The organism is Butyrivibrio sp. FC2001 (genome assembly GCF_000424125.1).
Lineage (GTDB): Bacteria > Bacillota > Clostridia > Lachnospirales > Lachnospiraceae > Butyrivibrio.
Genome location: NZ_AUJH01000012.1, coordinates 16,917 through 36,651 on the forward strand (window position 1 = coordinate 16,917; position 19,735 = coordinate 36,651).

17 protein-coding genes are annotated in these 19,735 nt (G+C 42.4%); 5 read left to right on the forward strand and 12 right to left on the reverse strand.

The features are described from left to right. The first annotated feature begins 1 nt into the window (after position 1). Positions 2-649: a hypothetical protein gene (locus G601_RS0105970; RefSeq protein WP_026664802.1), complete on the forward strand. Its 648-nt coding sequence runs from the start codon at positions 2-4 to the stop codon at positions 647-649. Between the two features lie 44 nt (positions 650-693). Here the strand turns inward: G601_RS0105970 and truA are convergent, their stop codons facing one another. The 9 genes from truA to G601_RS0106015 form a co-directional block, all read right to left on the reverse strand. After that, entirely contained in the window at positions 694-1,446 is a 753-nt protein-coding gene (truA, locus tag G601_RS0105975) for a tRNA pseudouridine(38-40) synthase TruA (RefSeq protein ID WP_026664803.1), read from the reverse strand. A 24-nt stretch (positions 1,447-1,470) separates the two neighbouring features. Continuing rightward, complete coding sequence (thrH, locus tag G601_RS0105980; RefSeq protein WP_026664804.1) at positions 1,471-2,076, reverse strand: bifunctional phosphoserine phosphatase/homoserine phosphotransferase ThrH; 606 nt, start codon at positions 2,074-2,076, stop codon at positions 1,471-1,473. A gap of 81 nt (positions 2,077-2,157) precedes the next feature. Then, entirely contained in the window at positions 2,158-3,906 is a 1,749-nt protein-coding gene (locus tag G601_RS22165; RefSeq protein ID WP_051205637.1) for a bifunctional diguanylate cyclase/phosphodiesterase, read from the reverse strand. A 125-nt stretch (positions 3,907-4,031) separates the two neighbouring features. Then, complete coding sequence (locus G601_RS0105990; protein ID WP_026664805.1) at positions 4,032-5,216, reverse strand: aldo/keto reductase; 1,185 nt, start codon at positions 5,214-5,216, stop codon at positions 4,032-4,034. 110 nt (positions 5,217-5,326) lie between these two features. Then, the gene (locus G601_RS0105995; protein ID WP_026664806.1) at positions 5,327-5,869 is read right to left on the reverse strand and encodes a glutathione peroxidase; all 543 of its coding nucleotides are present in this window, start codon (positions 5,867-5,869) and stop codon (positions 5,327-5,329) included. A 130-nt stretch (positions 5,870-5,999) separates the two neighbouring features. Continuing rightward, complete coding sequence (locus G601_RS0106000; protein WP_035790411.1) at positions 6,000-6,692, reverse strand: DNA alkylation repair protein; 693 nt, start codon at positions 6,690-6,692, stop codon at positions 6,000-6,002. 21 nt (positions 6,693-6,713) lie between these two features. Continuing rightward, the gene (locus G601_RS0106005; RefSeq protein ID WP_026493359.1) at positions 6,714-7,835 is read right to left on the reverse strand and encodes a DUF362 domain-containing protein; all 1,122 of its coding nucleotides are present in this window, start codon (positions 7,833-7,835) and stop codon (positions 6,714-6,716) included. A gap of 90 nt (positions 7,836-7,925) precedes the next feature. Beyond that, entirely contained in the window at positions 7,926-9,266 is a 1,341-nt protein-coding gene (gene rlmD / locus G601_RS22170) for a 23S rRNA (uracil(1939)-C(5))-methyltransferase RlmD (protein WP_081673407.1), read from the reverse strand. 53 nt (positions 9,267-9,319) lie between these two features. After that, positions 9,320-9,658: a hypothetical protein gene (locus tag G601_RS0106015; protein WP_026493358.1), complete on the reverse strand. Its 339-nt coding sequence runs from the start codon at positions 9,656-9,658 to the stop codon at positions 9,320-9,322. Between the two features lie 253 nt (positions 9,659-9,911). On the opposite strand from G601_RS0106015, the gene fliD reads away from it, so the two are divergent. Further along, positions 9,912-10,709 (forward strand): flagellar filament capping protein FliD, encoded by a 798-nt coding sequence (fliD, locus tag G601_RS0106020; RefSeq protein ID WP_026664808.1) that lies wholly within the window; start codon positions 9,912-9,914, stop codon positions 10,707-10,709. 105 nt (positions 10,710-10,814) lie between these two features. On the opposite strand, the gene G601_RS22175 is transcribed toward fliD, so the two are convergent. Together G601_RS22175 and glyA are read right to left on the reverse strand one after the other, a co-directional pair. Next, on the reverse strand, positions 10,815-12,104 hold the full coding sequence (locus G601_RS22175; protein ID WP_051205638.1) for a glycoside hydrolase family 3 N-terminal domain-containing protein: 1,290 nt from the start codon (positions 12,102-12,104) through the stop codon (positions 10,815-10,817). An 816-nt stretch (positions 12,105-12,920) separates the two neighbouring features. After that, a complete protein-coding gene (gene glyA, locus G601_RS0106030) occupies positions 12,921-14,159 on the reverse strand; it encodes a serine hydroxymethyltransferase (RefSeq protein WP_026493356.1) in 1,239 nt (412 codons plus the stop codon). Positions 14,160-14,423: 264 nt separating this feature from the next. Between glyA and G601_RS0106035 the strand changes: the two genes are divergently transcribed. The 3 genes from G601_RS0106035 to G601_RS0106045 all read left to right on the forward strand — a co-directional run bounded on the left by G601_RS0106035 (position 14,424) and on the right by G601_RS0106045 (position 18,581). Continuing rightward, positions 14,424-15,404 (forward strand): diacylglycerol/lipid kinase family protein, encoded by a 981-nt coding sequence (locus tag G601_RS0106035; RefSeq protein ID WP_026664809.1) that lies wholly within the window; start codon positions 14,424-14,426, stop codon positions 15,402-15,404. Between the two features lie 129 nt (positions 15,405-15,533). Further along, positions 15,534-16,250 (forward strand): phosphatase PAP2 family protein, encoded by a 717-nt coding sequence (locus G601_RS22180; protein ID WP_026664810.1) that lies wholly within the window; start codon positions 15,534-15,536, stop codon positions 16,248-16,250. 132 nt (positions 16,251-16,382) lie between these two features. Beyond that, entirely contained in the window at positions 16,383-18,581 is a 2,199-nt protein-coding gene (locus G601_RS0106045; protein ID WP_026664811.1) for a S41 family peptidase, read from the forward strand. Between the two features lie 128 nt (positions 18,582-18,709). Here the strand turns inward: G601_RS0106045 and G601_RS0106050 are convergent, their stop codons facing one another. After that, a complete protein-coding gene (locus tag G601_RS0106050; RefSeq protein WP_026493352.1) occupies positions 18,710-19,735 on the reverse strand; it encodes a glycosyltransferase family 2 protein in 1,026 nt (341 codons plus the stop codon).

Here is a 19,735-nt window from a genome sequence, read left to right on the forward strand (position 1 = left end):
TATGAGGAGAATCTACAGTCTAATCATTGCAATCGCTGTTATTATCAGCATGTTCACAAGTTCAGCAATAATTTCATACGCCGCAAATCAAACTGCAGATGGTATTAAGATCGAGGGTGAATACCTCATTTCCGATATCGACGGGATTCATACCAGATATGTAGTTGTAGCTAAGAACGTTTCAGACAAGGATCTGTCTGTAATTGCGAAGTTTTACGCCCTTAAGGCAAACGGTAATCCCGTAAAATCCGTAACTGACGGTGCTTCTGCCGTTAAAAAGGGTCAGTCCTTCATGCTTTACGGCCAGTTTAAAAACAGTGATATCGAAGAAGCAACAGAATTCTCCTACGAAATAACCGTGAAAGAAACAGATAACTGCAGATATGATGCAGTAGGCTTTGATGTTGAAGCAGGCATAGACAGCGCCCTCGCAGTAACAGGAACAAACTATTCCTCTGAGGATGTTGGCTGCATCAACGTAAGAAGCATCTTCTTTAAGAACGGCGAAGCAGTTGCTTTTGATACAGTAAATATCGGAGATTATGGCTACTCCTTAAGAAGCGGCAGCTCAAACACTCAGGAAATCGGTATGCTCCTTCCTGAATATGATGACTACCTCGTTACTTACTCAGTAGCATCTGATTTATAATAACCGACATAGGAAAACAGAGCAGCGACGAGCTGCTCTGTTTTTTAGTAATCAACCTTCATGAGACAAAGGCCTTGCGGCGGTGCCGTGGGGCCTGCTTTTTGTCTGTCACAGGCTTCTATTATGGCTCCGATCTCTTCCGGTTTTATGTTGCCATAGCCAACCTCCAGAAGAGTTCCGGTCATTATCCTTACCATGTTCTGCAAAAAGCCGTTTCCGTGGAAATACAGCCTAATCTGGGGGCCGCTCTCCTCTATTTTGATGTTGTCCACACAGCGAACGGTGGACTTTTTCATCCTGGTATTTCCGCAAAAGCTCTTAAAATCGTGGGTTCCGATTATATACTCGGCACCCTTTCTCATAAGCTCCGCATCAGGCTTCTGATCCAGAACCGTAACATATTTCCTGTCGAAAACAGGCTTTGTATTGCCATAATAGCAGGTATATCTGTAGGTCTTACCAAGGGCGTTGTATCTGCTGTGGAATCTGTCTGAGCAGGCTCTCACATCATTTATACTTATGTCCTCGGGAAGATAGGTGTTCATGTAGTTCTGAATCTCCTCCTCAGTCATGTCCGTATCCAGCATGGCGTTGGCAGTCATTGCTCTTGCATGAACTCCGGCATCAGTTCTGCCGGCTCCTATGACCTGTACGGATTCGCCCTCAGGAAGTCCCACCATTCTTGTGAGAACCGACTCCAGCTTACCCTGTATGGTCATATCCTTATTTGGCTGTCTCTCCCATCCATAGAATCTGGTTCCGTCGTAACTGAGAGTGAATTTGTAATTCCGTTTCATCAATAATCTCCTGAAAGATTTTTATTACTTTTTAAGCTGTTCCTTAATAGCACCAAGAAGCTCATCATAGCTCTCAAATGCAGGGAACTGAGGATAATCCTTCTTTATCTGATCAGTTGTTCTGAACAGGAAGCCTGCCTTACTTGCCTCGATCATACCAAGGTCGTTAAAGCTGTCACCGCTGGCGATGGTATCAAAGCCAATGCTCTGAAGAGCCTTTACTGTTGTGAGCTTACCCTTGTCACAGCGCATCTTAAAGCCTGTGATCTCACCGTTATCTGCAACCTCAAGACTGTTACAGAAAATTGTAGGCCAGCCAAGCTTCTTCATAAGAGGTGTAGCAAACTGGGTAAATGTATCACTCAGAATGAGAACCTGTGTGATAGAACGAAGCTCATCAAGGAACTCCTTAGCGCCCGGCAGGGGATCGATAGTAGCAATAGTGTCCTGAATCTCCTTAAGACCAAGGCCGTGCTCCTTAAGGATATCGATTCTGAACTTCATGAGCTTGTCATAATCAGGCTCATCTCTTGTTGTTCTCTTAAGCTCCGGGATTCCTGTTGCCTCAGCAAAAGCGATCCAGATCTCGGGAACAAGCACACCTTCCAGGTCCAAACATGTAACGTACATTTTTTCATCCTCCTCTTACAGCAATATTCCGTTTAACACAATTGCTAGTAGTTTACCATATTTTGAATAAAAATAAAGTAATTATTCAGGCTGATATTTTTCCCAGGTCATTCCGCTAAAGGACGTAAACTTTCGGCTTTCTTCCATGGGCTCCGGTTTTCCGAAGTGATATCCCTGTGCCTTATCACAGCCGATGGTCTTTAAAAATTCGAAGTGCTCCTCGGTCTCAACACCCTCTGTCAGCGTCACATGGCCCATAGTGTGGGCAGCCTGAACGATAAATCCAAGCACCGCTCCTGATCTGGGATTCTTGTCGTACTGACGAAGGAAGGCCAGGTCGATCTTCAATGTATCGAATTTATAATTAAGTATATTTGTAAGAGAAGAATATCCTGTTCCGAAATCATCGATCCATACCTGATAGCCAAGCTCTCTGAACTGATCTATTTCCCTTTTTATAAGGGCATCATCATCTGTCAGCGCACTCTCTGTAATCTCGATGTCTATCATGTTTACAGGCATGTCGACGGCTTTCCTGCATTTTTCAACCTCATCAATTACATTGCACAGATTGAAATCAAGTCTGGAAAGATTGATAGAAACGGGAACCAGCATCTCTCCCCTGTCACGGAGCATTGCATAGTCCTCGCACACCTTCTTCAGCACAAAAAGATCAAGCTTGTGAATCTGTCTGTGCTCCTCCAGGATATCAATAAAGCTTGCAGGAGAAATAAGCCCCTTTTCAGGGTCCTTCCATCTTGCAAGGGCCTCATAGCCGCATATTTCACCGGTTCTTGTGCGAACTACCGGCTGGTAGAAAACCTTGATATTTTCATGCTCGACCGCGTCGTCTATATTATCAAGAACGAACTGCTGCATCTGGAGCTTTGAATGAATGGCCTCATTATAGAAAATGTAAGGCGTATCATATCTGGTCTTAATGCTCTTGCAGGCAAGTCTTGCGTGGTCGCAGGCAAGCCCTATATCGTTGCAGTCCTCTTCCACTCTGTAGATTCCGGCCTTTATCTCAAGCTTTGCACCGGGTACAAGCTTTGCGATGTCCTCGTGGATCTTAAGGACTATCGGCTCCACTTCCCTGGTGAGAGTGCATACTACAAAATGATCCTCTGAAAATCTTGCAACCATGCGCTCTAAGAAGGAATGCCAGAGCCTCCTTGCAATTTCATACAAAAGCTCGTCACCCTTCTTGAAACCATATTTTTCATTAAAAAGCTTGAAATGATTAAGATCAAAATAAATGACAGTTATTCCCTGAGCTCTTATGTCAGGATCCGCCATTTTTTCCTGAACAACCCTGTAAAAATGCGCCTGATTCCACATTCCCGTAAGAGTATCGGTCTCCTGGTTCATCTCAAGGATCTGAGACTCGGCATAGCTGTTCTTATTCTGATTGTAGAATTCATTCTGATCTATATCCACTATATAGACATAGTAATAGCTGACCCCGTTCTCACCGTGAACAAGGTGTCCGAAGTCCTCCACATATCTGATATTATCCTTCTTTGTTTTTATACGATAGCGCACATAATCGTGGCGCATGGCACCAAATACTGTCTGTTTGCTGATCTCGCCATCTATTGCACTGTAGTCCTCAGGATAGACCATTCCCTTAAAGGAATTGCCTGTAAACTTTCTGAAGTCCTCAAAGGAGTCACATTCGTACAATTTAACAATGTTTTCATCAGCAAAAACTATCTCACCATCGCCGTCTGCACAATATATAAAAAATCCACCGGGAATACCCTTTGGAATACTTCCAATTTCATACTTTGCTTTTTTTGGGCCAGTTTTCTTCACTTGGTTTGGCATAGGTTTCCCTCGCGCATTCTCTGAATTTTTGCATAAAAATAAGGCATAGTATACTTTTCCACTATGCCTTAATTCTATCCCATGTCGTTATTTAAAAATATTAACTTGTAATAAAAAATCAATAATCATTTTCTGTATAGGAATTTTCTGGCAAAAGCTATAGCTATCTTATACGGCAAAGGCCTTAAATCCCTGTCTGCTTTTTTCAGCTCTTCTATGATATGAATGTGCTGTGGACAATGACTTTCGCATTTTCCGCAGGCTACGCACTGGGATGGAAGTCCTGTGTCCTTCCTCAGGCCAACAACTCTAAGGTACTCTTCTCTACCTGATTTCTTATCATCCATGTACATTGCATTGTAGCACCTGAAGGTACTTGGAATATCAACACCTCTCGGGCAGGGCATGCAGTATCCGCAGCCGGTGCAGCCCACCTTCAAATGCTCATTTATGCTGTTTTTTATACCTTCTATAAGCTGAAAGTCCTTTTCTGTGAACTCTCCTACCTCTGCCTCTGATGCAACGCGGCAGTTTTCCTCCACCATCTCTACTGAATTCATTCCGGAAAGGACGCAGGTTACCTGGGGCTGATCCCACAGCCACCTGAAAGCAAGTTCAGGAGCTGTTCTTTTCTTTTCATCCTCTGCAATAAGCTTCTTTGCTTTTTCAGGGAGCTGATCCACCAGCTTTCCACCTCTAAGAGGCTCCATGATGATTACGGGAATACCCTTTTCTCCTGCTGCCTCAAGGCCTTTCCTTCCAGCCTGTGACACCTCATCGAGATAGTTGTACTGTATCTGACAGAAATCCCAGTCGTAGGCATTTAGTATCTCAATGAAAATCTCGGTATTTCCATGAAAAGAGAATCCGATGTGCCTTATCTCACCCGATGCCTTCTTTTCCTTTATCCATTCCTCGATTCCCAGCTTCTTAAGCTTGTTCCAGGCCTCTATATCTGTAAGCATGTGCATCAGATAATAGTCGATATAATTGGTGCGGAGCCTTGATAGCTGCTCAGCAAAATATTTATCTATGGCAGCTCTGCTTGCAATGAGATATTGGGGAAGCTTTGTGGCAATCTGGATCTTGTCACGGATATTATTTTTCTCAAGGATTTCTCCGACTGCTGCTTCACTTCCGGGATAGATGTAGGCCGTATCGTAGTAATTTACTCCCATCTCATAAGCCTTCATCATTTCCTTCTCGGCTTTGGCAATATCTATAGCGCCTGTAGCTGTTTTGGTAAAACGCATACAACCGTATCCCAGAATAGATATGTCTCCGCCCTGCCTGTTTTTCCTATACTTCATAAGATATCTCCCTGTAAAAACCTTTCATCCGTTTTTAAAACCACTAAAGAGAAACAGTGGCCTGTTGCTACTGTTTCTCTTAAAAGAGGGGAATATGAAACTACAAAAATTCAGATAAGCTTTTCAACACACGCAGCAACATTCTCCATCTTCTCGGTGGGCTCGAATCTTGCTACTACTTCACCGTTTCTGTCTACGACAAACTTGGTGAAATTCCACTTGATATCAGGATTGTTCTTATAATCCTTGTCAATTTTCTTAAGCATAACTCCCATTGCAAGGGCTGAAGGTCCTTTACCAAAGCCCTCGAAGCCTTTCTGCTCCTTTAAATATTTAAAGAGCGGAAGCTGATCTTCGCCGTTGACATCAGACTTCTTCATCTGGGGAAACTTTGTATTGTAATGAAGCTGGCAGAACTCGTGGATCTCATCGTCAGTTCCGGGTGTCTGGCCTGCGAACTGATTGCAGGGAACATCAAGTACCTCAAAGCCCTGATCGTGGAACTTCTCGTACATATCCTCGATATCCTTGTAGTGAGGTGTGAAACCGCATCCTGTTGCAGTATTTACAACAAGTACAACCTTGCCCTTATAGTTCTCCATTGAAAACTCTTCACCTTTAGCAGTAGTTACAGAATAATCATAAAATCCCATTGTAGACCTCCAAATATATTTTATAAAAATGATTTTGTTTACGTGCCATAGGCATTTGATTTATCTTGATTATATTGCGCACAATGCATCATGTCAAGATATTATTTTAAAATATATCTGAAACTGCTTTTTACCTGATTTTAAGGCTTCTAAGATAGTCCTTCTGCTCCGGAGTAATCCTGTAGCTTTCAACAGATTTCTGGATCGCCTTATTGTGAGTCCAGGTATCAAGCTTCTTTCCCTCAATAAACGGAAGTATGGTCTCGTACTGCTTAGCAAGAGCCGTCGCAAAATACCATGCGATCATCATGTTCACATAGTATTCCTCGCTCCTTACACCAGCTACCATCTCGGGATAGGCTACGTCAAAGTCCTCATCCATAAAATGCTGCATGAGCATTCCGATTGAGAACCTTATTGTATAGGTCTTATCCGACTTTATCCATTCCGTTATTGCTTCAAGTAATTCTGTTTTATGTTTTTTGAAAATTTTGGGCGACATCTGATCGCAGGTTGCCCAGTTATCTACGTAAGGAAGGAACTTCTCTGTTTCCTCCATGCATTTTCCGTAGTCCTTCATTTCAGAAATTATGAAGGCATGAAGCTGATCCTCATCAAAATATTTATGAGGAAGGTTATTTAAAAAATCTTCAATTTTGTCGTTCTTTCCTAGAGTCTTTGCGTATTTTCTTAAATCCGGAGTCCGGACACCGATCATTGTATCGGTGTCCTTCCCGGGAATCAGCTTTACCTGAAAATCGCGATATTTTTCATCCTGAAGCTTAAAAAGCTCCTCCCTTATCTCTTCTACGATATCAGCCATAATCCTAATCCTCCCCTTGGATCAAAGCTTTATAAGCTCATACTCCCTTGTTCCAAGTCCGATCTTCTCGCCATGCTCAAGAGTTTCCTTCCACTTGATGTTGGGGTTGGAATCAAGGAAATGATCGTGGTGATGATGCCAGCCCTCCTTAGCAAGGTTATCTCCCAGCTGGCTGTTACGAATAGGCTCAGCCTTCTGGCAAAGATCAGCGCATGCCTGATCGAGAGCAACCGGATCAAAGGAAGCGAGCATTCCTATATTAGGAAGAATAGGTGCATCATTCTCTCCGTGGCAGTCACAGTTAGGTGACACATCCATGATAAGTGTTATATGGAAGCAGGGCTTTCCATTGCAGATAGCTGCTGTGTATTCAGCCATCTTGCAGCAAAGTGACTCAAGAGCAGTTCCGCTCTGATTGCTGATAGCATCAAAAGCGCAGGCGCCGATACAGCGGCCACAGCCCTTACAAAGATCCTGATTTATCACTGCCTTACCTGTCTCGTAAGAAATGGCATCAGAGCCGCATTCTCTTGCGCACAGCTTACAGCTTCTGCAAAGGTCGGGATTAACTATAGGCTTGCCATCATTGTGCTGGATCATTTTTCCTGCACGGCTTCCGCCGCCCATTCCGATGTTCTTGATAGCACCGCCAAAGCCTGTCATCTCATGTCCCTTAAAGTGCGAAAGGGAAATGATTACATCAGCATCATACAGAGCTCTTCCGATGTAAGCCTCCTTGCAGTACTCGCCGTTTGGCACCTCTACGGTTGCTTCATCCGTGCCCTTAAGTCCGTCTGCTATGATTACGTAGCAGCCTGTTGTCACACTGTTAAAGCCATTTACCTCTGCGTTGTAGAGGTGATCAACAGCGTTCTTGCGGCTTCCGGGATATAAGGTGTTGCAGTCTGTAAGGAACGGTTTGCCGCCCAGCTCCTTAATAAGGTCTGCCACTGCCTTTACATAGTTTGGTCTTATGTATGAAAAGTTTCCAAGCTCACCAAAGTGCATCTTGATGGCTACAAACTTTCCTTCAAAATCAATATCTCCTATTCCAGCTTTTCTGCATAACTTCTGCAGCTTGACTCCCTGACTCTGCTCCAGAACCGTTCTGAAATCAGTAAAATAAACCTTAGAATTCTCCATTTGTAACCTCCTACCTTAGTTAAAATATCATGTTTATGCTTTCTCCCATTTGTCTACAATATATGTGCAAACAGCAGTGCTCGTTCTGCTCTAAACTCGAAATTCCCTACCGGTCGTTCTCGTTAAAAGAACGACTGTTTCACATGACCTTGTAAAAGGAAACATATCAACAGGAATAATTCTGTCTGCCTTATATCCGTTCTTTGTTAAGTACTCGAGATCTCTTGCAAGCGAGTCGGGACTGCAGGAAATATATACCACGCGGTCAGGATTCAGCTTGAACATTGAGTCCATAAAAATCTCGGTAGAGCCTGCACGAGGCGGGTCCATGAAGACAACATCGGCGTGGTCTCCGGCTTCTGCCATCTGGACCATAAAGCGGCTGGCGTCATTTTCATAGATGGTTATATTCTTAATTTCGTTCATTTTTGCATTGATTCTCGCATCACGAACGGCATCCTTATTAAGCTCAACTCCGATAACTTCGCCTGCGTGAGGACTTGCGATGATACCGATTGTTCCAACACCGCAGTAGCAGTCGAGGACTGTCTCTTTTCCTGTAAGTCCTGCCAGCTCAACAGCCTTGGAATAAAGCTTCTCTGTCTGAACAGGGTTTACCTGATAGAAGGACTTCGGAGATATCTTAAACTTCATTCCGCAGACAGTATCATATATAAATCCAGGACCGTAGATAGCCTTCTCCTTGTCGCCAAGGATCATACTGGTGCGCTTATCATTGACGTTTATAACGATTGTTGTTATCTCAGGGTGCTCCCCTAGAAGCGCCTTAACAAAGTTATTCTTGGAAGGAAGAATCGGTGAAGTAAGGACAAGCACAACCATGATCTCACCTGTGTTGTGTCCAACTCTTATCAGGACATGACGGAAAAGACCATAGCCATTGTCCTCATCAAAGGTCTTTATCTTAAAGGACTTAAGCATTCCACGGATAGTTGCGATGATCGCATCTGCCTTTTCATTCTCAAGATAACATTCATTAACCGGAACAACGTCATGGGTTCCTTCTTTATATATGCCTGATATGGGGTTGCCCTTTCTGTCATGGGTAAACACCGCATGCACCTTGCATCTGTAGTGCTCAGGCTTATCCATCTCAATGAAGGGCTCGACCTTGCCAAATTTGCCCACAAGCTCCTCCACTCTCTTGTGCTTGCGCTTTATCTGCTCCTTGTAGGGAACGTCGATCATCTGGCAGCCGCCGCACTTCTTGGATACAGGACAGATTCCGGCCTTCTTATCATCAGCCTTCTTCACATTTTTTCTGGCTCCGACTCCTCTGGCATTAGGTACCTTTTTAGCATCAGCAGTTTTCTTAGCTCCTGCTTTTCCTGTCATTCCAGACTTCTTAGCTCCTGTAGCTCTGGGTGCTCTTGTTGTTTCTTTCTTTGGTGATGAACCTTCTTTTCTCATATATCACATTTCCTTTAGTCTCAAAAACCTCCGGTCAAAGCCGGAGGTCATTATTATTTCTTGGGTTTATTCTTGCCGTTCTTACTGTTCTTACTGTTTTTGCTGCTTTTAGCCTTCCCGCTAAAATCTCTTATTTTCACATCCTCAAGACCCTGAACAAGATCTCTCGCACGATCAACATCAGCTCTGTTTATGCGGACAGTACATAAGATTTTATCCTTGTCGCCGCCGAAAATACGCTGAAAAAAGCTCTTATCATGCCAGTCAATATAATAAGAGATACGATTCGCCAGGAAACGCTCTTCTAATATTTTCTTACTTTCCTTGCTATAAACCTTGCAAAAGGAAACTTCGTTATTAAAAACCTGATCACTTTGAATTATTGATGACATAAAACCTTCATAGCCTCTTTCTATATTAGATATTCACTTCATTTTACACTAGCAAGATGATATTTGTAAACTGTTTATATAGACTACGAAAGTCGCAAAAGCGCACATTTTTACACATTCTTAATACTGTTAATGGTCTTTTCATTTGAATATTTGCACTTTTAGAGGTAATAATTAATTAGAGATATTATACATACAGCACGGATGCTGTTTTCCAGGGAATACATTCCCGAAGATCAAAGGAGTGATTTGTATGGGAATAAATGTAAATATGGACTATTCCAGCTTGTTCAGCAGTCTGCCGGGAGCAAGCTCTTCAAACAACATCATGTCAGGCTTATCCAGTATGCTATCCGATTATTCTTCCATTAGAAACGGAAGCTATGGCAAGCTTGTATCAGCATATTATAAAAAAATAGGAAATGAAAACTCTGATTCCTCCGAAAAGACGGATAAGAGTTCAAGAACAAATACAGAGACCACAACAGAGAAGTCAAAAGCAGCTGAGAAAAAGCAGTACTCCGCTATTTCTTCAGGTGCCAAGACCGTTACCTCTGACATAGACAAGCTGACCAAGACCGGTGATGATTCCGTTTATTCCAAATCCTGGCAGACAGTTAAGGACGAGGACGGAAATGAATCAAAGGTTTACGATTACAATACTTCCAAGATCGCCAGTGCTGTTTCCAGTTTTATAAAGGACTACAACAGTCTTCTGGATTCATCCTCAGGTGTATCGGATGTGACTACCAGTACAAGAGCCGACTATCTTGGCAAGGTAACAAGCTCCTATAAGAGCGAGCTTTCATCCATTGGAATTACTGTAAAGGACAACGGCAAGCTTTCCCTTGATAAGGACAAGCTCCAGGCAGCAGGTGCGGAAGCAATACAGAATGTATTTACTCAGAAAGCAGGCTTTGGCTACAAGGTATCTCAGGCAGCAACCAGCCTTGAAACCTCTGCTTCAAGAGCAGCTTCCTCCTCATCCACCTACTCTAAGACAGGATTTACAAACACAGACTTTTCATCAATAATGGATTCCTTTATTTGATGAAGAGTGAACGTCCGCCGAAAGGCGTACTTAAGAATAGCCGCCGCAATCAGTACTTTACTGATGCGGCGGCACTTTTATGTATAGGAAGGAGCTTTCCTATATTTATTCATTTGTTATCTCATCAACTCTTCCGGCATATTTTACTCTATAAATACGCTTTAAAGATTCGTTAATTCTGTCCTCTGAAATGGTTCCGTTCTGTACTGCTGCAAGAACACCCTGATAGCTCTCTACGAAGTCGGCAGGAATGAAGATCATGTCTGCACCTGCCTGGATTGCTGCTACTGCTGCATCAGCAGATGAATATCTGTCAGCCAAATCTGAAAGAGAATCGGTGATAATGATTCCGTCGTATCCGAGCTGTCCACGAAGTACATCCTGAATAACTGTAGGACTGAGGCATGAAGGTGTATCATCTCCTGTAAGTCCCATAGAAGGTGCTGTACATACCATTATCATGCTTGCTCCTGCATCGATACCTGCCTTAAAGGGTGCAAGTACATCAGCAAGTCCCTCTGCATCATTACCACTGTTAATGGTCTCCGGGAAATACTGAAGGCAAGCGGAAACTCCGAATGTCTGTAAGCCCTCAACGGTCTTGGCAACCATTGATGAAACCACCTGAGAATCTGTTCCGAAGGAGTTGCCCCCATCTGCAAGATTCGCATTAACACCGAGGTTCATATTGAAGCCGTAGCCCTCAAGATAATCAGCCACCTTAGAAGCTGTATTGTATGCTTCATCGGGATTACCTGATGCGCCAAGCTCTGAAGGTGATGCTACTGCACCAAGTGAAAGAGCATTAGCTACGATACTCTTCTCTCCTCCAACCTCTACTGTTGAAATAAATAACGGATACTTACTCATAGATGCTGTAGAACTGAGCATATCCTTGATCTGAGCTTCATCCTTGATGTTCTTGGATACATAGAACAGACCGCCTACAGCGTATGTGGAAAGTGCGTCCTGAGTAGTATTACCCGCCTTAATAACAGCATCAGAGCCGGTAAGCTGTTCCGGAGTGATCATGAAAAGTCCGGCAACCTTATCCTCCAAAGGCATCTCTGATATGCAGGTATCAACGATGTGATCCAGCATGCTGTCATTACTCATAACCTCAGAATCAGTTATATTCTCATCAGGAGAAGCCACTGCTGCGGGCTCGACATCCACCTCTCTGGCTTCAGCCACTGTCTCCTCTACCTGCGCATTATATGCTTTTACGGCATGAACGATCTTAGAAACCGTAAAAAATGCGCCGGATACAACTGATATTCCTAAAACACCTGTTATGGCATAAGCGGTAATCTGTGCCTTGATCCTGCGCTGTCTTCTAAGTTCTCTGCGAGTATTTCTCTCAGAGCCAACATTATTATTCATTTTATCTTCCATACATCCTCCCCATGGAAAATCCCCTTAAAACTTGTATTTATTATAACATACAAATCACACAAGTTCTACCAAAAAGAGAGAATGAAACCACAATATTTTGTGTTTTTCAAGAAGTGCGTCATAGAGCCAAAAAACAATATTTTGATTATAAAATTCCAGATATTAAGCCTCTTTTGACATACAAATCAATGAACAACCGCAATATGTCTACACAAAGTATAAGGGCGAATGCATCTCATCTATACATTCGCCCTTACACATGTTCAAATTGTGATTCGTTGTCCAATGGACTTACCTCCAATTTCTCAACTCTGCCCTTTCCATTAACCTTTGCACTCGTATGCTGTGACGGCTAGTTCGACGGCTAGTTCTTCGCCACTATGTCATGTACTTAAGCTCGTTGTGTTGGAAATTCACTATTGTTTGTGGTGTTAACTAAATAGTTCGGCGGACTATACCTTCCTTTCCGAAAAATTTTGTAAAACTAAGATTTAGAGTAAAAACTTAAGTTCCCTTTGGACCATACCTCCATTTCTTTCAGCCTCGATGCTGAAGTCTTTGAAAGAAGTTCTCTCTTTCTCTTATCTTTAATCGCATTATACACATGTATTTTTTAATTGTCAATACATTTTTTAAATTTTATTTTTGTAATTAGATTATTCCGAAGATTAATTTCGGTTTTCTGATAAATTGTTTGCAAAAGTCATAATATTCGCACAATTCAAAATACCGTTTTTTCTTCTCGAAATAAAGTATAAAAAAAGCTGGCCTAAATTATAAACAATTTTAGGCCAGCTCTTCCTTTTTATAAATTTTTTAAATTAAAGGATATTTTGCAGTTAATTCCTTGATGATTGCTCTTGCCTCATCGTTCTTTTCACCCTTACCCTTGATAACAATGGAAATTGCCTCTGCAATTTTATCCATATCATCTTCGTTCATTCCGCGGGTTGTAACAGCAGGAGTACCAAGTCTGATTCCGCTTGTAACGAAGGGTGACTGCTTCTCGTTAGGAATTGTGTTCTTGTTAGCTGTGATGTGTGCATCGTCAAGCCATGCCTCAACATCCTTTCCTGTGAGATCGAAGTTAGTCAGGTCGATGAGCATAAGGTGGTTATCTGTTCCGCCTGAAACGATCTGAACTCCTCTCTTCATAAGGCCTTCGCTGAGTGCCTTTGCGTTCTTAACGATCTGCTTCTGATATTCAACGAATGAAGGATCAAGTGCTTCCTTGAAGCATACAGCCTTAGCTGCAACCACGTGCTCAAGAGGACCGCCCTGGATTCCGGGGAATACAGCCTTGTTGAACTTGTACTTATCCTGTGCAGCCTGGTTCCAGAGAATAAGTCCTCCTCTGGGTCCTCTGAGAGTCTTGTGAGTTGTTGTTGTAACAACATCTGCATAAGGGAACGGGCTGGGATGAACACCTGCAGCAACAAGTCCTGCAATGTGAGCGATATCAGCCATAAGTACAGCGCCACAGGCATCTGCTGCCTCTCTGAACTTGGCAAAATCAATTGTTCTGCAGTAAGCTGAAGCACCTGCAATGATAAGCTTGGGCTGGTGCTCCTTAGCAAGTCTGATAACCTCGTCGTAGTCGATGAAACCATTTTCATCAACACCATATGCTACTACATTATAATAAGTACCGGAAATATTAGCCGGGCTTCCGTGTGAAAGGTGTCCGCCCTGACTGAGGTTCATGCCGAGAATAGTGTCGCCGGGCTTAAGGAGTGCGAACTGAACCGCAAGGTTAGCCTGCGCACCTGAATGAGGCTGAACATTTGCATAATCACAATGGAAAAGTTCCTTAGCTCTGTCTCTTGCAATGTTCTCAACCTTATCAACTACCTGACATCCACCATAATAACGCTTTCCGGGAAGTCCCTCTGCGTACTTGTTTGTAAGGGGGCTACCCATAGCTGCCATAACAGCCTTACTAACCCAGTTCTCTGATGCGATCAGCTCAATATGATCGTTCTGACGCTGCATCTCTTCTACAATAAGGTCAGCGATATCAGGATCAACATTTTTTACTTCATCTAATGAATACATACCGGCATTTTCCTCCACTTCGATAATTTGACGTTTTAATGTGCTAAAGCAATTGTGATGTATCATAGCACATAATAATATAGGTGTCAAAGCTTATGCTATAATACAAGAAAGAATTTCGCTTGCGAAATTCTCGCGCCGAGCGCGGTTGCAGAATGCAACATATTCCATTCGCGCGAGTGCGCATCCACGCGGAGCGTTTTAATATCATAGGAAAGCAATTTCCTATGATATTAAAAAAGTTTTTATGGGAGTCTGAAATCCATGTTTTATTGCATAGTAAATCCCTCTGCAAGATCAGGTCACGGGAAGAATATTTACAATATGTTTGAGGAAAAATGCCGTCTTTCTGGTATTCCCTATAAGGTAGTTTTCACCAAGGGACCGGGCCATGCCATGAGCGTTGTAAAGCGCCTCACTGAAAAGTCTGCCTCCGAAGGGGATAAACCTTCAGAGCCTGTAAACCTTGTTGTTATGGGCGGCGATGGAACCTTAAATGAGGTAGTATCGGGAATCCAGGATTTTGACAATGTCCGCCTGGGTGTTGTCCCCCTTGGTTCCGGCAATGATTTCGTAAGGGATCTGGGATTCCCCAGGAAAACCGAGGAGCTTATCGATCAGATTCTAAAGGGTGAGATTGTAAGAAAGCTGGACATAGGTAATGTTCACTACGACCATATGACCAAAACTTTGTCGAGACTCCACGATGAGCGCATAGAATCAGACAGACGCTTTGACGTAAGTGCAGGTATCGGCTTCGATGCTGCCGTGTGTGAGGAGGCCCTGTCCTCAAAGACAAAAAACACTCTTAATAAAATAGGTCTTGGAAAAGCAACCTACGGCATTGTCGCAGTAAGACAGATACTTCACGCTGATCAGCCCGCATGTGACATTGAGACAGATGACGGCCAGAAGCTTCACTTTGATCACCTGATATTTGCAGCAGCCATGATCCATCACTACGAGGGTGGCGGATTTAACTTTGCTCCCGATGCGGATCTTCAGGATGGGTATTTCGACCTTATAGCAGGTGGTGATATGTCTACAGGACAAATCTTCAAAGCTCTACCCATGGCTTATTTTGGTAAACACTACGGACAGCCCGGCATATATCACATAAGAGCTAAAGAAATAAAGATAACCACTGCTCTTCCGCTCTGGGTACACACCGATGGAGAAGTGCTTCTTAAGTCCGACTCCATTACCCTTAGCTGTTATAAACAAAAACTAAACCTCTTATCGTGAAAAACGCACAGAAATTTATACTTTTTTTATGATTTTTGTACAGTTTTTAATTTGAAAAATGTCACTCCTTGCGATATATTAGAAGTCGATAGTACAAACACTGCTTAGCGTAATAAGGTGAAAAGTTATATGAAAAAAAGAACATCAAAATGGTTTGACAAGCCTTGGACCAAAGAACGACTTGAAGATACCATCAGATGCCTTATCCCGGTAATCATTTATGGTTTTGTTTATCTAACATGGTTTTTCCACTTGGAAGGTACCAAGGAGTTGCATTACACAGTTATTCATTCCACCTTGGATGATAAGATTCCCTTCCTTGAGATATTTATCATTCCTTATTTAGGGTGGTTTGCATATTGTGCATTCTTCTTTTTCCTGTTCCTTCTCATGTACGACATGGAGGACTTCTTTAAGAATGCAGCATTCTTCTTTACGGGAATGACACTGTTTTTGATAATATCGTCCATTTGGCCTAACATACAGTACTTAAGGCCCACGGTTATGCCCAGAGACAATATCTTTACTCATCTGGTTGCTAACCTGTATAAGACCGATACACCCACTAATCTATGGCCCAGTATCCACGTGTATAACGCGATCGGAACACACCTGGCAGTTACCAATTCCAAGCGTTTTAGCAAGTGGCTCAAGGGCGGATCACTTATTTTCTGCATATCGGTCATCCTTTCAACTATGTTTTTGAAGCAGCACTCAGTAATCGATGTGCTGGGCGGAATTATCTTTGCAGTAGCAACTAACCTTGTGGTTTACAAGAGTGAGCTTGTTGTAAATGCTTATCACCGTCATAATGAAAGAATTAAAACCGGAAAGGTATTACTATAAAAAAAGTGCTTTTTAGCACTTTTTTTATTTTTATTTTTTTATTAAAAAAGGCTAAACTCCGCCATTCCACCTTTTATATACACTATAATCATTGTATGTAGGCATTAACGAAATAACGAAAGGTGGTAATCAATGAAATTCAAACGCGTTATAAGTTGTATCTTATCTATTGCTATGATATCATCTGCCATTGCCTGCAGCAGTCCAGCTGCAAACAGTGCGTCCACTACTGATTCCGATGCTGACACCAAGTCTGTTTCTGCTTCAGCAGAATCCTCCTCAGAGGAAACTGTTGCCAAAGAGCCCTCCACAAAAAAGGATGCTCCGGAAGAGACCACTTCTGAGGCAGATACAAAGGAAGAAGAAAACAAAGAAACTAAAGAAGAAACACAAAAAGCCGAAGCAGCTCCTGAAATAAAAGGAGGTGCAGAGGAAGATGTGCCCTCCGGAGATATTACTCTGCTTTGGGAAGACAGCAGAGTTTACACAGGCACCAGTCTTGGTCAGTATTACATAATGCCGACCTATTCTGTCAAAGGCTTTGAGGATGTGCCCTTTGTTAAAGCATCCGATTATGTGCATATCGTATTCGAAAAAAAGGCTTATTTATCTTTTGAAGACGGAGTTCTTTATATTACACGTAATGACACAAAGGCTTCCATAGATCCTGCTTCAGATACTGTTTATATTGAAAACCCTTCCAGATTCCGATCTGACAGTCTGGTTGATGGTGCTATCTTAGAGGTTGAAGAGATGAATGTGGTTACCACATCTCTTAAAAACAAATCTACACAAACAGCCCCTGAGCCAATCACCATTTCACTGGATGATTATAATATGCCCGTAATGCCATTTGAGGATGACGTTCTTATGCCGTTTTTGGCACTTCAGAATACCTTAGGAGCCATCTGCTGGAGCAATGTTCTTGTTTACAATGGTAAGGACTATTACAACGTCTCTGCCATTTCCTCATATACTATGACACATGAGAATGTGGATCTGGAAACCCTGCCCTACGCAAACGCACTATATACCGGACCTTTTAGCGAAAAAGGTACTCCTACGCAGGATTATGCAAACTATAACTATTATTCCATCTGTCTTTTACTGGATTTATATTTTGGTCACAAGGAAGAGAGAAACATCACCACTTTTGATGAGTACTTTACCAGAATCAATGCGAAAGAATCCCTATGCTCTACAGATTTTTCCTCAGTAGCAGTAGCTGAAACTCTTGTATTCTTCTACCTTTTCGATTCAGGTCATGATGCATTTTTAGGAATCAAAAACGTTTTTGGCGATGTAGCAGAAGCAGACAGTTCACAGGCTGAAGAAATAATTAACAATGTGAAGGATTCAGAAGAAGGAAATAAGTTATTCGATGATGACGAGGATAGTGGGAACGAAGAACCGGATGCTCTTGGCAATGCTCTCATGGGAGCTCTTATCGAAAAAGGCTTCAAAATCCCGGAAATCGCTCCTACAATGGCATGGTCAACGTATTTCAGTAAGACGCTTCCTGAAAATTATGGTCATGAACGACTGGATTATGTTGATGATACTGCAGTTATCTACTTTGACGTCTTCAAAGATAATCCTAAAAGAGATCCATCCTTCTATCTTGATCCCATGACAGAGGATGATATAGCCGAAAACAATTTTGTATTTTTCTATAACTGCTTTGAGGATATCAAAACTCATAAGGACGTTAAAAATGTAGTCATCAATCTATCAAACAATGGCGGCGGAGCAGCCTCTGCACTGATTACTATCCTTGGCTTCCTCTCTAAGGATGGCGAGGTAAAGATCACTAACCTTGATCTTGTATCAAAATCCTACCGTGAGGAATGTTACCACGTTGATACCAATCTTGATGGTATCGCAGATGATAATGATGGATATGGCGGTCAATATGACTTCTTTATTATGACAAGTCCTTCCTCCTATTCCTGCGGAAATGCCCTTCCATATTTTGCACAGCAATACGATCTTGCAAAAATTATCGGAACAAGACCCGGCGGAGGCGACTGTGTTGTAGGTAACTACGTCGATGCCTATGGATATAATGGCTCATTTTCAGGAATGCTCAAGCTCGGTAAAATGGAGAATGGTCAGTTCATCTCCAATGAAACAGCAACAGTACCTGATCTTAATATGATGACGTCACTTCTGGATTTTAACAGCGTTCCCTGGTTTGATCCCGAAGGTATTACTGATGCTGTTCACCAGTACAAGGATGGCAAAACAGAAATTGATTATGAGGGTAATAAGTTAGATTCATTGGCGAATGCACTTATATCCATTTTGACTTCTGATGAGGAAGAGGAGTAACCTGTTGCAGACTCGGAATCAAAGATTCCTCGTTTTGGGGCTACCGCCCCTTAAAAACATCAAAAAAACCTCATGGCTTTGTGCAAGCACAGCCATGAGGTTTTTTGATGTTTTTGCCCTGCAATAGGTTAATTAAAGTTGTAAAGCTTCTGTGCAATCTTATATCCGGTAAGTGTGATCTTTCTTCCGCCCTTTCCGGGAAGGTATACGAATACCCCCTCGATTCTGTAGCGAAGCTTAGCGTACAACAAAAAGCTTCTGTTCTTAATATATTTCATAAGTTCCTTACGCTTCTCAAGATTTTCCTTGGTTCCTGATGCGAGCATAAGGATTGTTGAAATCGCTGTAATGATTTCCAGGTAATTGAACATGTAGCGGTAACGCTTTTTATTGGATCTGATCATTCCGATATTCTCAACGTAATAATCAACCATAAGCTTATTTACACGTACCTGCTGATCAAGTCTTGAGATCATGATCTCCTGGTTTACAGACTGATCTGCTCTTCCGATGTAGTAGTAATAGAAGTTTACATCCAGGTAGTACATGGTCTTAACGAAGGGCAGCGGATTAAATACGTAAATATTGTCCACATAGAAGGTGTGCTCCGGAAGCTTAAGACCGCAGTCACGAAGGAGCTTGGTTCTGAAAATTACTGAGTGCATAAGAAGATAATGACCAATGGTGATCTTCTTTACATCATTCCAGGTGAAGAGCTCCTCGATGGGGAACATTCTGTTGTAGCGCATTACCTTATGACGCTGCTCACCTTCCTTGTTATATACAAAGTTGCTGATAAGAAGGTCAAGTCTCTCACTTCCTGCAACAAAGTCCTCAAGAGTTGTAAGTATTTTTCTGTAAGCGATCTCCTTTACCCAGTCGTCACTGTCGACAACCTTGAAGTACAGACCTGTAGCGTTCTCAAGACCTGTATTAACCGCTGAACCGTGTCCACCGTTCTTTTTATGAATAGCTTTGCAGATGGTGGGATATTTCTCGGCATACTCATCAGCGATTGCTGCTGTGTTGTCCTTTGAACCATCATCAACTATAAGGATCTCAACGTCCTCTCCACCAACAAGAAGTGAATCTATACATTTTCTCATATAATCCTGCGAATTATAACAGGGTACTGTTATGCTAAGTAACTTCAT

Bases quoted from the DNA above. Each gene is read 5' to 3' on its own strand.
- thrH (WP_026664804.1), bottom strand. From the start codon at position 2,076: ATGTACGTTACATGTTTGGACCTGGAAGGTGTGCTTGTTCCCGAGATC.
- G601_RS0106045 (WP_026664811.1), top strand. From the start codon at position 16,383: ATGAAATTCAAACGCGTTATAAGTTGTATCTTATCTATTGCTATGATA.
- G601_RS0106050 (WP_026493352.1), bottom strand. From the start codon at position 19,735: ATGAAGTTACTTAGCATAACAGTACCCTGTTATAATTCGCAGGATTAT.
- G601_RS0106005 (WP_026493359.1), bottom strand. From the start codon at position 7,835: ATGGAGAATTCTAAGGTTTATTTTACTGATTTCAGAACGGTTCTGGAG.
- rlmD (WP_081673407.1), bottom strand. From the start codon at position 9,266: ATGAGAAAAGAAGGTTCATCACCAAAGAAAGAAACAACAAGAGCACCC.
- G601_RS0106000 (WP_035790411.1), bottom strand. From the start codon at position 6,692: ATGGCTGATATCGTAGAAGAGATAAGGGAGGAGCTTTTTAAGCTTCAG.
- fliD (WP_026664808.1), top strand. From the start codon at position 9,912: ATGGGAATAAATGTAAATATGGACTATTCCAGCTTGTTCAGCAGTCTG.
- G601_RS22175 (WP_051205638.1), bottom strand. From the start codon at position 12,104: ATGGAAGATAAAATGAATAATAATGTTGGCTCTGAGAGAAATACTCGC.
- G601_RS0105970 (WP_026664802.1), top strand. From the start codon at position 2: ATGAGGAGAATCTACAGTCTAATCATTGCAATCGCTGTTATTATCAGC.
- truA (WP_026664803.1), bottom strand. From the start codon at position 1,446: ATGAAACGGAATTACAAATTCACTCTCAGTTACGACGGAACCAGATTC.
- G601_RS0106015 (WP_026493358.1), bottom strand. From the start codon at position 9,658: ATGTCATCAATAATTCAAAGTGATCAGGTTTTTAATAACGAAGTTTCC.
- G601_RS0106035 (WP_026664809.1), top strand. From the start codon at position 14,424: ATGTTTTATTGCATAGTAAATCCCTCTGCAAGATCAGGTCACGGGAAG.
- G601_RS0105990 (WP_026664805.1), bottom strand. From the start codon at position 5,216: ATGAAGTATAGGAAAAACAGGCAGGGCGGAGACATATCTATTCTGGGA.
- glyA (WP_026493356.1), bottom strand. From the start codon at position 14,159: ATGTATTCATTAGATGAAGTAAAAAATGTTGATCCTGATATCGCTGAC.
- G601_RS22165 (WP_051205637.1), bottom strand. From the start codon at position 3,906: ATGCCAAACCAAGTGAAGAAAACTGGCCCAAAAAAAGCAAAGTATGAA.
- G601_RS0105995 (WP_026664806.1), bottom strand. From the start codon at position 5,869: ATGGGATTTTATGATTATTCTGTAACTACTGCTAAAGGTGAAGAGTTT.
- G601_RS22180 (WP_026664810.1), top strand. From the start codon at position 15,534: ATGAAAAAAAGAACATCAAAATGGTTTGACAAGCCTTGGACCAAAGAA.